At 34.3% G+C, this 12,116-nt stretch carries 12 protein-coding genes; 6 read left to right on the top strand and 6 right to left on the bottom strand.

What is annotated here, in order from left to right; all coding sequences use genetic code 11:
- Positions 1-58 precede the first annotated feature (58 nt).
- Positions 59-529, bottom strand: coding sequence for a DUF1573 domain-containing protein (locus tag EG348_RS02190; protein ID WP_123980278.1), 471 nt, complete (start codon positions 527-529; stop codon positions 59-61).
- A gap of 128 nt (positions 530-657) precedes the next feature.
- On the opposite strand from EG348_RS02190, the gene EG348_RS02185 reads away from it, so the two are divergent.
- The 6 genes from EG348_RS02185 (at position 658) to EG348_RS02160 (ending at position 7,178) form a co-directional block, all read left to right on the top strand.
- Positions 658-3,273: a valine--tRNA ligase gene (locus tag EG348_RS02185; protein WP_123980276.1), complete on the top strand. Its 2,616-nt coding sequence runs from the start codon at positions 658-660 to the stop codon at positions 3,271-3,273.
- Between the two features lie 81 nt (positions 3,274-3,354).
- Entirely contained in the window at positions 3,355-3,990 is a 636-nt protein-coding gene (locus EG348_RS02180; protein WP_123980274.1) for a DUF4241 domain-containing protein, read from the top strand.
- Positions 3,991-4,076: 86 nt separating this feature from the next.
- On the top strand, positions 4,077-4,967 hold the full coding sequence (locus EG348_RS02175; RefSeq protein WP_123980272.1) for a ribokinase: 891 nt from the start codon (positions 4,077-4,079) through the stop codon (positions 4,965-4,967).
- A gap of 90 nt (positions 4,968-5,057) precedes the next feature.
- Positions 5,058-5,903 carry a serine aminopeptidase domain-containing protein gene (locus EG348_RS02170; RefSeq protein WP_123980270.1) on the top strand — a complete coding sequence of 282 codons (846 nt, stop codon included), beginning with the start codon at positions 5,058-5,060 and terminating at the stop codon, positions 5,901-5,903.
- Entirely contained in the window at positions 5,900-6,544 is a 645-nt protein-coding gene (locus EG348_RS02165) for an HD domain-containing protein (protein WP_123980268.1), read from the top strand. The genes EG348_RS02170 and EG348_RS02165 overlap by 4 nt, the downstream gene beginning before the upstream one ends.
- 40 nt (positions 6,545-6,584) lie before the next feature.
- Positions 6,585-7,178, top strand: coding sequence for a hypothetical protein (locus EG348_RS02160; RefSeq protein WP_123980266.1), 594 nt, complete (start codon positions 6,585-6,587; stop codon positions 7,176-7,178).
- A 74-nt stretch (positions 7,179-7,252) separates the two neighbouring features.
- Here the strand turns inward: EG348_RS02160 and EG348_RS02155 are convergent, their stop codons facing one another.
- From EG348_RS02155 to EG348_RS02135, 5 genes are all read right to left on the bottom strand, one after another.
- Positions 7,253-7,483, bottom strand: coding sequence for a hypothetical protein (locus EG348_RS02155; protein ID WP_123980264.1), 231 nt, complete (start codon positions 7,481-7,483; stop codon positions 7,253-7,255).
- 187 nt (positions 7,484-7,670) lie between these two features.
- Complete coding sequence (locus tag EG348_RS02150; RefSeq protein ID WP_123980262.1) at positions 7,671-8,561, bottom strand: DUF72 domain-containing protein; 891 nt, start codon at positions 8,559-8,561, stop codon at positions 7,671-7,673.
- A gap of 143 nt (positions 8,562-8,704) precedes the next feature.
- Entirely contained in the window at positions 8,705-10,273 is a 1,569-nt protein-coding gene (locus EG348_RS02145) for a hypothetical protein (protein WP_123980260.1), read from the bottom strand.
- Between the two features lie 11 nt (positions 10,274-10,284).
- Entirely contained in the window at positions 10,285-10,857 is a 573-nt protein-coding gene (locus EG348_RS02140) for a hypothetical protein (protein WP_123980257.1), read from the bottom strand.
- A gap of 432 nt (positions 10,858-11,289) precedes the next feature.
- Complete coding sequence (locus EG348_RS02135) at positions 11,290-12,108, bottom strand: hypothetical protein (RefSeq protein ID WP_123980255.1); 819 nt, start codon at positions 12,106-12,108, stop codon at positions 11,290-11,292.
- Positions 12,109-12,116 lie beyond the last annotated feature (8 nt).

The raw sequence follows: 12,116 nt of genomic DNA, 5'->3' as shown, positions 1-12,116 counted from the left end.
TAAATATAACAAAAAAACCGCCTCCATGGAGACGGTTTCTTATTTTTTTGAGTAGAGCTTACTTCGCAGCAGCTACTTTTTTTGCAGCTTTAGCAGCTTTCTTAGCAGCCTTAGCATCAGCTGGAGTTTCCATTTTAGCCGGAGTTACTACAACATCAGGTGCATTAGCATCAACTGTTCCTTTGATGTAGATTACACTTCTGCTATTTGCAGGGTCGTTAGAGAAAACTTCAATCATTTTGTTGAATCCTCCGTTGATCGCTGTGTTGTATCCAACTTTGATTTTAGCAGATTTTCCTGGCATAATAGGATCAGTGCTGAACTCAGGAGTTGTACATCCGCAAGAAGCTTTTACATTAGAAAGAACAAGAGGCTTATCACCAGTGTTCGTTACAGTAAAGAATCTAATACCGTCAGAACTAGGCTTTACAGTACCGTAGTCAAAAGTAGTTTTATCAAAAGTGATAGTCTGTGCAGATGCAAGAGCAAATGTTCCAAATAGTGCAATTCCTGCAATTAATTTTTTCATATTCTTGAATGTTAATATGTTTGTTAGATAAATTTTGAGAAACAAAGTTAAAAATTATTTTAATTCATACTCAAAATTTTTTTTCTTTAGACTATTTTTGCAAATTGTAAGCCAAAGAAATAGAATTTATGCAGATTTCAGAAAAATATAATCCACAGGAAACAGAACAAAAATGGTACAACTACTGGTTGGAAAACAAATATTTCCACTCAGAGCCCAATGAAAAACCACCATATACTATTGTAATTCCTCCACCAAACGTTACGGGGATCTTACATATGGGTCATATGTTGAATAATACCATTCAGGATGTTCTGGTCCGTCGTGCAAGGATGCAGGGCTTTAATGCTTGCTGGGTTCCGGGAACAGACCACGCCTCAATTGCTACAGAAGCTAAGGTTGTTGCCAAACTGAAATCAGAAGGAATTAATAAATCAGACATTACCCGCGAAGAATTTTTAAAACACGCTTGGGAATGGACAGATAAATACGGAGGAACAATCCTTGAGCAGTTAAAAAAACTAGGTTGTTCATGCGATTGGGACAGAACCCGCTTCACAATGGAAGAGTCTCTTTCTCAGCAGGTAATTAAAAGTTTTGTTGATCTATATAATAAAGGACTTATTTATAGAGGATACAGAATGGTAAACTGGGATCCGGAAGCGAAAACCAATATTTCTGACGAAGAAGTTATTTTTAAAGAACAAAACGGAAAATTATATTTCCTAAAATATAAAATCGAAGGAACTGAAGAATTCCTTTCGGTTGCTACAACGCGTCCTGAAACGATTTTCGGAGATACTGCTGTTTGTATCAACCCTAATGATGAGAGATATGCTCATTTAAAAGGTAAAAATGTAATTGTACCGATCGTAAACAGAGTCGTTCCAATTATTGAAGACGATTATGTTGATATTGAATTCGGAACAGGTGCTTTGAAAATTACTCCGGCTCATGACATCAATGACTACGAGATCGGACAAAAGCACAATCTTCAAATGATTGATTCTTTGGATGATGACGGAAACTTAAATGATCACGGTTTACATTACGCAGGAAAAAACAGATTTGACGTAAGAAAGCAGATCGCAAAAGAATTAGAAGAAAAAGATCTTTTGTTGAAGGCAGAAGACTACGTAAATAAAGTGGGAACTTCAGAAAGAACAGGCGCAGTTATTGAGCCTAAGGTTTCTGTTCAATGGTTTTTAAAAATGTCTGATATTGCTAAACCGGCTTTGGATGTAGTAATGGATGATGAGGTTAAATTTTATCCTGAAAAGTTTAAAAATACCTACAAACACTGGATGGAAAACATCCGCGACTGGAATATTTCCCGTCAGCTTTGGTGGGGACAACAAATTCCTGCATTCTATTACGGTGATGGAGAAAACGACTTCGTAGTTGCAGAAAACATCGAAGAAGCTTTAGAACTTGCGAAGCAAAAAACTAGCAACCAACAACTAACAACCAGCAACTTAAAACAAGACGAAGACGCTCTTGATACATGGTTCTCATCTTGGTTGTGGCCAATGTCTGTTTTCGATGGTTTGAATGATCCTGAAAATAAGGATATCAATTATTATTATCCAACTTCTGACTTGGTAACTGGTCCGGATATTATTTTCTTCTGGGTTGCAAGAATGATCATGGCAGGATTGGAATACAGAAAAGAAGTTCCGTTCAAAAATGTTTATTTTACGGGTATTGTAAGAGATAAGCAGAGAAGAAAGATGTCAAAATCTTTAGGAAATTCACCAGATCCATTAGAATTGATGGATAAATATGGTGCTGATGGCGTTCGTGTTGGTATTTTATTAAGTTCAGCGGCAGGAAATGATCTTCTTTTTGATGAAGATCTAATGCTTCAGGGAAGAAATTTCATGACGAAAATTTGGAGTGCTTTCCGATTGATCAACATGTGGAATCATGAAGATAAACCTGCAAACGTTGCCGACAAACAAGCTATCGAATGGTTTGAAAATAAATTAAACAAAACTATTGTAGAGATCGATCAGCAATTCGAGAAATTCAGAATTTCTGATGCATTGCATTTGATCTATAAATTAATTTGGGACGATTTCTGCGGTTGGTATCTGGAAGCGATCAAACCAAACTATGGAGAAGGAATTTCTAAAGAAGTTTATAATAAAACAGTTACACTTTTTGAGGAATTAATGAAATTGGTTCATCCATTCATGCCTTTCCAGTCAGAAGAAATCTGGCAATTGATCTCGGATAGAAATATTGAAGAGGCATTAATTATTTCTCAGCAAAAAAAGGCGGAAACGTTTAAAGAAGATATTATTAAAAACTTTGAAACTGCGGAAGAAATTATCTCTGGAGTAAGAAATTACCGTCAGACAAAAGGAATTTCTCCAAAAGAAGGCGCTGAAATTTATACAAATGCTTCAGAATTTGCTAACGAAGCGGTGATTAAGAAATTAGCAAACGTTTCTGAGATCCATTTTGGAACAAAAACGGATAAACCTAGTTTTACATTCTTAGTAGGATCAACGGAAGTTTCAATTCCTTTAAGTGATAACTTAGATTTAGGAGAAGAAAAAATCAAGACAGAAGAAGAATTAAAATATTTGAAAGGATTTTTAATTTCTGTTGATAAAAAGCTTTCTAATGAAAAGTTTGTTGCCAATGCAAAACCTGAAGTTGTAGAAAGTGAGCGTAAGAAACAAAAAGATGCGCAGGACAAAATTGCAATTCTGGAAGAGAAACTGAAAAGTTTATAATTAAATATAAAACAAGTATGAAAATTGTCAGGCTGAGTTATATCTAAGTCTGGCAATTTTTAAATATATTTCAAGATTGAAATGACACATATAGAAAACATAAAAAAGCTATTCTCAAAGGACTTTGTAGAAAGTCCGTTATTAGAGAGCTTTGAAGTTGGAAAGATCTATCTTTCCAGCGGAAAATTGGTTGCTTGTGATCCTTTGATTACTAATGATATGCAGCCTTTTTCTACAGAATTTCCGAAAGGAGATTTTTCTGTTTTATTACATAAAGAAAGAGAGAGTAATTGTGTAGCGTATGCCGAGATTATTTTCGCTAATTCTGAGATCACAGATTGGAAATTGGCCACAACAGCCGATCAAAATGTAAAAGATCTGGCAGAAGGAGAGGTTTTTGGGTATCCAGCTGAAAGCGGCATGGGCTGTTTTATGGATGTAGATACTCAGGAAAGTCTTGATAAGCTGGAAAAAAAATTATATCATAGCAAAGGAGTAGATTTCATGGGAATTTATGAAGAATTCTTTCATGATTATTTCTTTGATGAAAATGGCGCTATTGATCAATATGCATTTTTAAAGCCGTCAGAAGACCATCCGGGAACTATTTTTGGTTTTGAAACGGGTTATGGTGAAGGTTTTTATGCAAGCTATATTGGTTATGATAAAAATAATAATCCTGTAAAGATAATTACTGAATTTATAGAAATTAGTTAATTAAAGTTAATTATTTTTGAAACAGAGTTTCCTTATTATAAATTTGAAGTTAATATAAAACATATTAAATTAATATAAAACACATAATGAATTTTTCCTCAGAACAACCCAAAATAATAGTGGTCGGCAGTTCTTCAATAGATCTGATTTTAGAAACCGAAAAGATTCCTATTCCAAACGAAACTGTTTTAGCCACTAATTCAGACAGTTATTTTGGTGGCAAGGGTGCTAATCAGGCAGTTGGTGCTGCAAGATTGGGGGCAAGTGTATATTTTGTTGGTTGTGTTGGGATGGATCCTCTTGGTCAGCAAATCATGAGAAACCTTGTAGGTGAGGGCGTAAACGTGGGATTTGTTTATGAAACAGATAGAGAATCTACGGGAACAGCTTATGTAACAACTTCCGGTGGAGATGCAGCTATCGTTGTGGTTCCCGCGGCCAATAAATGTTTAAGTATAGAGCATATTGAGGCGGCAGATAAATATTTTCACACCGTTGATTTGATCCTTGTTCAGCTTGAAGTTTCTCTTGAAGTTGTAGAGTACTCAATCAGAAAAGCTAAGAAATACGGTAAAAAAGTTGGTTTATATGCATCTCCTGCAATGAGATTAAGTGATGAACTTCTGGAAAATGTAGATTTTATTGTTTCTAAAAGCAGCGAATTACACATTGTCTTTGGTGAAGATCAGAGAGAAGATATTCTTAAAAAATATTTCAACAAAGTTTTTGTAAGAGATGATACCAATTCTACCATTTATTTTGATGGAACAGAAATGAAGTATTACAGAAACGATAAAGATGAAACTGTTTATAAAATGGGAATGGGAGATGCCTTCACATCAGGATTTGCGATCGCATTGTGTCATGGGAATTCTATTGAAGAGTGTGTGAAATTTGGGAATGAAGTTTCTTCAAGAGTTTCTGTAACGAAAGGTTCACAAAGTGGATTACCGAGAGTTTCGGATTTCTTTTCTTAAAGCTATTTGCTACATATCGAAAACTGAAAAGTTAACATAAAAAATATCAATAAAATCTCCACTTTTATAGTGGATTTTTTGTTTTAAAATATGGAGAAGTTGATTCTTAACACTCACGATAATATTGAACTTACAGCACATCTTTTTTTGCCTGAAAAGAGTAATAATAAATTCCTGCTTATCAATTCGGCAACGGGTGTTAAACAGCATATTTATTTTTCATTTGCACAGTTTTTTTCTGAAAAAGGATTTACAGTAATCACTTATGATTATCGCGGAATCGGGCTTTCAAAGCCTAAAAATATGAAAGGATTTAAAGCTTCCATGAGAATTTGGGGCTCCGAAGATTATAAAACTTTGACACAATATATCAAAACCCAATTTTCTGATTACGAAAAATATTGTCTGGGACATTCGGTTGGGGCTTTGATTTTAGGAATGAATAAAGATTCTGAAATGTTTAAAGAATTTATTTTTGTCGGAACTCAAAATGCTTTTGTAGGACATTTGAAATTCAGAACAAAAATTGAAGCGTATCTCGGTTTCGGAATTGCGCAACCTGTAACCACCACTTTATTAGGCTATTTCCCTGCAAATTGGTTTGGTTTGGGAGAAAGTCTTCCAAAAAATTGCGCTTATGACTGGAGAACCTTAATTTTGAACAAGAAATCAACCAATGGTTTATTAGAGAAAATTGATGATTTTTCTAAGAATTTAACGCAGAAAGTATTCGTTATTCGGGCTGAAGATGATGTTTGGTTAACGGAAAAAGGAGTGAAAAGTCTTTTGAATGATACTTACCCCAATCTTAAACCAACTTACAGATTAGTTAGGGTTTCCGAATCGGAAAAGGGGGAAATAGGGCATGTTAATTTCTTTAGAAGCTTTAATAAAAAACTTTGGGACATTATTTTAAATGAATTAATTGATCAATGAAAAATATAATAGATAACACAGTAGAATTTGTAAAACAAAAATTGGAAGGAGCAGAAGCCGGCCACGACTGGTTCCACATTGAAAGAGTCTGGAAACTTTCTAAAAAAATAGCTCAGGATGAGCACTGCAACCAGGATGTTGTAGAGCTTTCAGCATTATTACATGATATTGCAGATCCTAAATTTCATAATGGTGACGAAACTTTAGCTTTAAAAGTTTCCCGCGAGTTTTTGGAGAATCAAAATACTCCTGAAGACATTATTGAGCAGGTTTTATTTGTTATCAAAAATATTTCGTTTAAAAATAGAGGTGAAGCTCCGAAAGATCTTCCTATTGAGCTTAAAATCGTTCAGGATGCAGACCGTATCGATGCGATCGGAGCAATCGGGATTGGAAGAACGTTCAATTTTGGTGGATTTAAAAATAATCTGATGTATCATCCTGATATGAAGCCTCAACTGAATATGTCTAAAGACGAATATAAAAAGTCGAACGGCACAACGATCAACCATTTTTATGAAAAACTATTGCTTTTGAAGGACTTAATGAATACGGAAAAAGGAAAAGAGATTGCTCAGGAAAGACATGATTTTATGCTAAAATTTCTAGATCAGTTTTATAAAGAGTGGAATGTAGATTAGTCTTCTTTTAAAGACCTTTCGAAATCAGTATCTTTGCAACATGGGTTTAATCATTTTTGTTATCTTTTTGGCTTCCATTATTTCTCTGATTTTATCAAAAATAAAAAAAGGGAAAGGTGCTGAATGGGCGAAGATTTTCCGAATTGCAACAGTTGTTTTTTCGATATCGATTTTCACCTATTGGTTTATCAAGAAAAGTGCTGTGGGAATTGTGAAAGATTCTGTGGCTTTGCAGGTAGTTAATAAACTTCCTCAAACACTGGATTTTTATGTGATCAACAATAATGATCCTGACCAAAACGGAATTTTAGAAGCTAAACATATAGGAAAGATCCGTCCCGAGTATTACAGAATTGAACATCTTAAAATGGACAAATCTAATGAATACTGGATCGTAGGATATTTGGGCAAAAAAAATCTTGTATACTTTTCACAACATTCTGTTCCTAATAAAAATATAGATCAAATCATTGAAGTTCAGAATTATATCAATCAAAGTGTAAGGCTTTCCGAAACAGCAAAGAAACAGGTTGAAGCTTATAATTATGAAAATATTAAACTAGGAATTTGGGTATCATTGGATTTTCTTTTACTATTTCTGAATTTGGTTTTGTTATTGAGAAAGAAAAAATAAAGCTATAGAACGTAAGTTGGGATTTGTTTTATTTGAGTATGGATATTTATATAATTTTTTTTGTTTTTTAAAGCTTAAGGATAATCTAAGATCTGCATTACACTTTCTTTGAATTCCTCAGGACAGTTTTTGATTAATTTATCTTTGTTCTGTTTGCTTATCTCTGTTGCATCCAGCCATTCGGTTACATCAGTACTAAGGCTGTTGTTGTCATAAACCCTTTTTATTGTACCATCACTATAAAAAGTATACATATCACCAAGCGAAGCAGTGGCAATACTGATTGTACAGATTTCTTTTTCCATAACATTAATTTTGAGAGTCAACATTCAATGTGTTGTCTTCTCCAATTTAATGAATTTTATCGTATAAAAGAGGCTTTTACTAATGTTTTTTATAAATAGAATAATAATGAAATCTATTTTATAGAAGTCATGTAATTGCAAATTATTTTAATATTTTACTTCCGGATTGCGTATAAATAATGTTGATTTAAAATAGTGTTGCTGTATTTTCTGTCGCCATTTTAGGAAGTAGAAGATTGGTTTTCCATTCTTCATTCATTTTATTGATGAAATAGGCGGATAATAGAGGTGATGCTTTTTCGATATTTTGATGCACAAAAAAGTATAAATTTTGAAGGCCTTCTTTTTTCCATTTTGTAAGATGCTTCATCCAATCGTCCAGTCTTTCATAATCACTTTCGGCATTGGCTCCAACATATCTTATGAACGCGTTTGGTGTTGTAAGGCGCATATGGAGCATATCTCTTCTTCCAGCTGTGTCTACAATGATGTTCGTGATATTATTAGCCTCAAAAAGCTCGCATGTGGTGTTGAAAATGTCTTCGTCGGTAAACCATTCCGTATTTCTTAGTTCAATGGCGAGAGGAACCTCTTTTGGCCATTCTTTTACGAATTTTTCTAACCTGTCGTAATCTTTTGGTTTAAAATTATCATGAAGTTGCAGAAAAACCATTCCTAATTTTTCATCGAAATTCATGACTGAAGTTGCAAATTGAGTCACAGGATCTGTAACATCAATCAGTCTTCTGAAGTGAGAGACAGTATTGGTGATCTTGGGGAAGAATTTAAAGTTTTCCGGAGTTTTTTCTTTCCAGGTAAGAACCTGTTCAGGAGTTGGCATCCCGTAAAATGTAGCATTTAATTCAATGGAATTGAACTGTGTTGCGTAATACGTTAATTCGTCTTTTGTTCCTTTAGGATAAAATCCTTTAAGATCTGTTTTGTTCCATTTTGCGCATCCGATAGAAATATTTTCTAAGCCTTTTTTGTTTTGACTTAAAATTTCCTTTGTTCTGGGATGATCTTTTGGTAACGTAAAATCTATTTTTGAAGGATCTTCTACTTGTCCGAATTTCATATTTGATTTTTTTTTGAATTAAACTGTCTAACAAATATAAAACAAAACCACAGAAATTTCTATGGTTTTGCCTGTTAAAATTAAATTACATTAAATAAAAAACCGCAAGTTTTTTTAATGACTCACGGTTCCATTTGAAAATATTATTTTATAGTTTGGGTTACCATTTTGTTTGATATTATAGCTGATATACAGCCTGTTGTTTTCAAATTAACAGTAATTGTTGCCGGAACAGATCTGTATGCTGTGTCTCCGTAAGGTTCAATGATTTTTCCGTTTGAATCTTTTACTGTTCTTCCTTTCATGGTATAAGTTATCGATGTTGTTCCTGTAAAACCACTTGAAGGTGTAAAGGTCACTATTCCAGTCGTTTTATTGTAAGACCAGATTCCTTGTGGAGTTACTTTTTTACGGTATAATGTAAGGTCTGTATCACTGCTTTTTGTAAAACTGAATGTTGAATAATCAATATTATCTTTACTTCCTGTTGGCGGATTTGTAATGCTTATCGAACCTTTGTAAGCGATGTCATTATTAAAAACAGGAATAACAACAGCCTGATTTTTACAAGTAGAAACTACATCATCATTGGCAACTGCCGAATAAGGAAGGGTTAATTTCACATTTCTGATGATATGTTGCTGATAAGCCGCTCCTGTAGATGCTGCAAAACCCAACTTTAAAACCGAAGGAACTGTAGCGTCTAAAGTTTGGTTTGTGACCGATCCTTCAGTATCTGAACTGTTAAAGTCTGTTGGTGAAGGGTTTGCATTTTCACTGTAAGGGACAGAGGTTTTATAATGATAATAGTTTATTACATTGATGGGGGTTCCGTTTTGTGTAGTCTGGATATCAACCTTTATATCAAAACCATCTGTTGTTGTGGTTGTTACAAAGTGAGGTATAAGATCCAGATATACTTTCCTGAACTCTCCATTTCCGTTTCTAAGGTCAAAAACAGAAGGCAGCGTATTTGTTGTTGCTAAATATGATCTGTCTGTCTGTAATATTCTTCCGACAGTTCCAGAATTGCTTAATGTAGTACGTGTCGCCAACACAGGATATCCTGTATATCCGTCTCCTAGTCCGTTTGTATTAATTACAGCTCCTTTTGCTCCTCTTAAAGTTACATGACTTCCTGCTTGGCTCCATGTCACCCCTGAAATACCGTTTACTCTGGATTCTCCCTGAAAACGTTTAGATTTAAAGTTTCCAAATTCATCCAAGGCAATACCGAGATAAGCACCCGATAAACCGGCTTTTCTAAATGATGAATAATCATTTTTTGCCCTATTATAAGTGTATCCCAAACCTGCACCGGCAGATCCAAGTGTTGGGTTGGCTATAGATCCGTCATATAAGAAAAAAGATAAGCCGTCACCATAAGAACTACTGAACAAAGTTCCTGCTTTCATATCATATTCAAATTCAACATGTAAACCGTTCACTGAGGTGAAAGTTCGGCCGTTAATAAATAGTCCTCCGAACTGGCTTGCGCTCGCAGGAGTTAATTGTACTCCTGTTAAAGTGTATGAAGCATTTCCCTGTATTGAAAGCTCTGGTGCCGAAGAAGCATTCATTAGTGAACTCGAATAGGAATAAAACCCGTAAATACTTGCTACTTCGGTACTATCCGTCTGTGCATACATGAAGTTTGTAAGCAACGTAAAGATAAGGCTCATCAATGAGAGCCCTCTAAGATTCTTTTTCATAGTTACTTACGTTATTTTACTGCAAAAACGATGTTGATGAAAGAGGCTGGAGTTGCGTTTGATAAAACATCATAATTTAATATCCCGGAATCACTGATGCTGTTGATCTTAAATACCGTATTATCGTAAGCTATCACATAATAATGAATATCTGATGCATTTGGAAAAAACGGAATAGCCGCCGGCGCAGACGTACTTCTTGCATTAGCAGGAATACTCGAAAACTGGTTTTTGTATAAAGTATAAAGGTCTTTTGTTTGTCCTGTACTGATAACCGATGTGTCAAAAACTACACTTGGCATATAGAAAAATTTGGCTACATAAGGTGATAGACAAACCCAATCCGGTGATGCCGGAGTTCCGACATTTTGGCTTATACATTTTTTGTTGGTGTCAAAAATCACTAATCCTGTTGCAGGTGTGGTAATTGATGTTAAATTGCTGATTCTTGGAAGTAAAACTCCTTTTGTGGTGCTGTTTATGTCTAGCGCTGAGCTTGCATTTGGAGTTGTGGTATTAATACCCACTTGTGCAGTAATGACGCCCCAGGTCATTACAGAAAGCAAGAAAATGATCTTGTTCATCTCGAAGTAATTTTTTTTTGTTGTGTGATGAATCTTTAGCAAACTTCCTGCCAATAGAATATTAATAATCTGGAATGAAAATTAGGCTGATTTTTTATTTTTAAATATTATATGTTATGATTATTAATAATTTAAAAGGTGTTTTTTATGTTGAAAATAAAATGTCTCCAGATGGTGATTTTTATTAGATTTAAAAGGTTTCATAATGCTATAATTTGCAATTTTATTTTTGCTTATTTTTTATTTAAATTAATATTTTGACTGTTGGTTGGGATATACTAATATTATATAATACGATTATTGTTAATTATTGTATAATTTAATATTTTATAATTTTTTTATTAAATTTTTAACTAAAACAAAAAAGACCCCAATTTGGGATCTTTATATTGAAGTTCACGTTAATTAATTCTAATTTTTACAGCGTTAATTTTATTGTCCTAAATAAACAAAAATATACGTTGACAGGTATTTAGGAGTTAAATTCAATGGAGTACTTGATCCTCCTGTAGAAAGATTATACGTGTGCGTGTGAGCTCCTGCACTGGATGTTGTTGATGTTTCAGAATCGTTATCAACTACGGTTCTGTTACTTCCTACTTCTATACTGTTTGTAATACCGCTTGCTCTGTCATTATACGTGTGAGTATGGGCTCCGTCACTTGTAGTTGTGGCATTATAAGTTGTATTTGGCAGATTAGCTCTTGCAAGGGTAACAGAAGTACTCCCACTTGTAGTACCTAATGTTTCTGATGCTGATTTTGCCTTTAAAAATTTATTTGAACTATCCGGTAAAACAGTTGAAAATCCAAGAGAAGTAGCGTTCGTTTGTGCGACAGAAGGCAAAGTTGATACTGATCTTCCGTTTAAAAGATACCATCCTTCATGATCGGTTGCTGTACTGCTATGTTTTATGTCTCCTACGGTTGGAGTCTGTACTTCAAGTTTATTCCATGAAGTTCCGTCGTTGTAATAAAATCCGGGTGTTACACTTGTGAGAGCCGTTGCGGTAGCAGTATTTGTATTATAAACCGTAATCCCTGCAATATGACTGGGAAGCGGACTAGGGTTATTGGTTGCCGTTAAAGATACTTTTGGCATTAATAAACCTTTATTTCTGTTTTGTGAATATAATTCTAAAGCTGCATCTCTATTAGGTGAAGGTGTTGCTGTAGTGCCAGCTGTGATCATCACTTGAGCCTGAGTAAAAGTGCAAGCTATAAGTAAGAGAATATAATTTAATTTTTTCATTGATAGAT

Origin of the sequence: Chryseobacterium sp. G0201 (assembly GCF_003815655.1) — a bacterium.
GTDB lineage: Bacteria > Bacteroidota > Bacteroidia > Flavobacteriales > Weeksellaceae > Chryseobacterium.
Note: the sequence above shows the minus strand (reverse complement) of the source record. Positions and strands in the feature narration are given on the sequence as shown.

Bases quoted from the DNA above. Each gene is read 5' to 3' on its own strand.
- EG348_RS02150 (WP_123980262.1), bottom strand. From the start codon at position 8,561: ATGAAATTCGGACAAGTAGAAGATCCTTCAAAAATAGATTTTACGTTA.
- EG348_RS02155 (WP_123980264.1), bottom strand. From the start codon at position 7,483: ATGGAAAAAGAAATCTGTACAATCAGTATTGCCACTGCTTCGCTTGGT.
- EG348_RS02135 (WP_123980255.1), bottom strand. From the start codon at position 12,108: ATGAAAAAATTAAATTATATTCTCTTACTTATAGCTTGCACTTTTACT.
- EG348_RS02175 (WP_123980272.1), top strand. From the start codon at position 4,077: ATGAATTTTTCCTCAGAACAACCCAAAATAATAGTGGTCGGCAGTTCT.
- EG348_RS02185 (WP_123980276.1), top strand. From the start codon at position 658: ATGCAGATTTCAGAAAAATATAATCCACAGGAAACAGAACAAAAATGG.
- EG348_RS02190 (WP_123980278.1), bottom strand. From the start codon at position 529: ATGAAAAAATTAATTGCAGGAATTGCACTATTTGGAACATTTGCTCTT.
- EG348_RS02140 (WP_123980257.1), bottom strand. From the start codon at position 10,857: ATGAACAAGATCATTTTCTTGCTTTCTGTAATGACCTGGGGCGTCATT.
- EG348_RS02170 (WP_123980270.1), top strand. From the start codon at position 5,058: ATGGAGAAGTTGATTCTTAACACTCACGATAATATTGAACTTACAGCA.
- EG348_RS02160 (WP_123980266.1), top strand. From the start codon at position 6,585: ATGGGTTTAATCATTTTTGTTATCTTTTTGGCTTCCATTATTTCTCTG.
- EG348_RS02165 (WP_123980268.1), top strand. From the start codon at position 5,900: ATGAAAAATATAATAGATAACACAGTAGAATTTGTAAAACAAAAATTG.
- EG348_RS02180 (WP_123980274.1), top strand. From the start codon at position 3,355: ATGACACATATAGAAAACATAAAAAAGCTATTCTCAAAGGACTTTGTA.
- EG348_RS02145 (WP_123980260.1), bottom strand. From the start codon at position 10,273: ATGAAAAAGAATCTTAGAGGGCTCTCATTGATGAGCCTTATCTTTACG.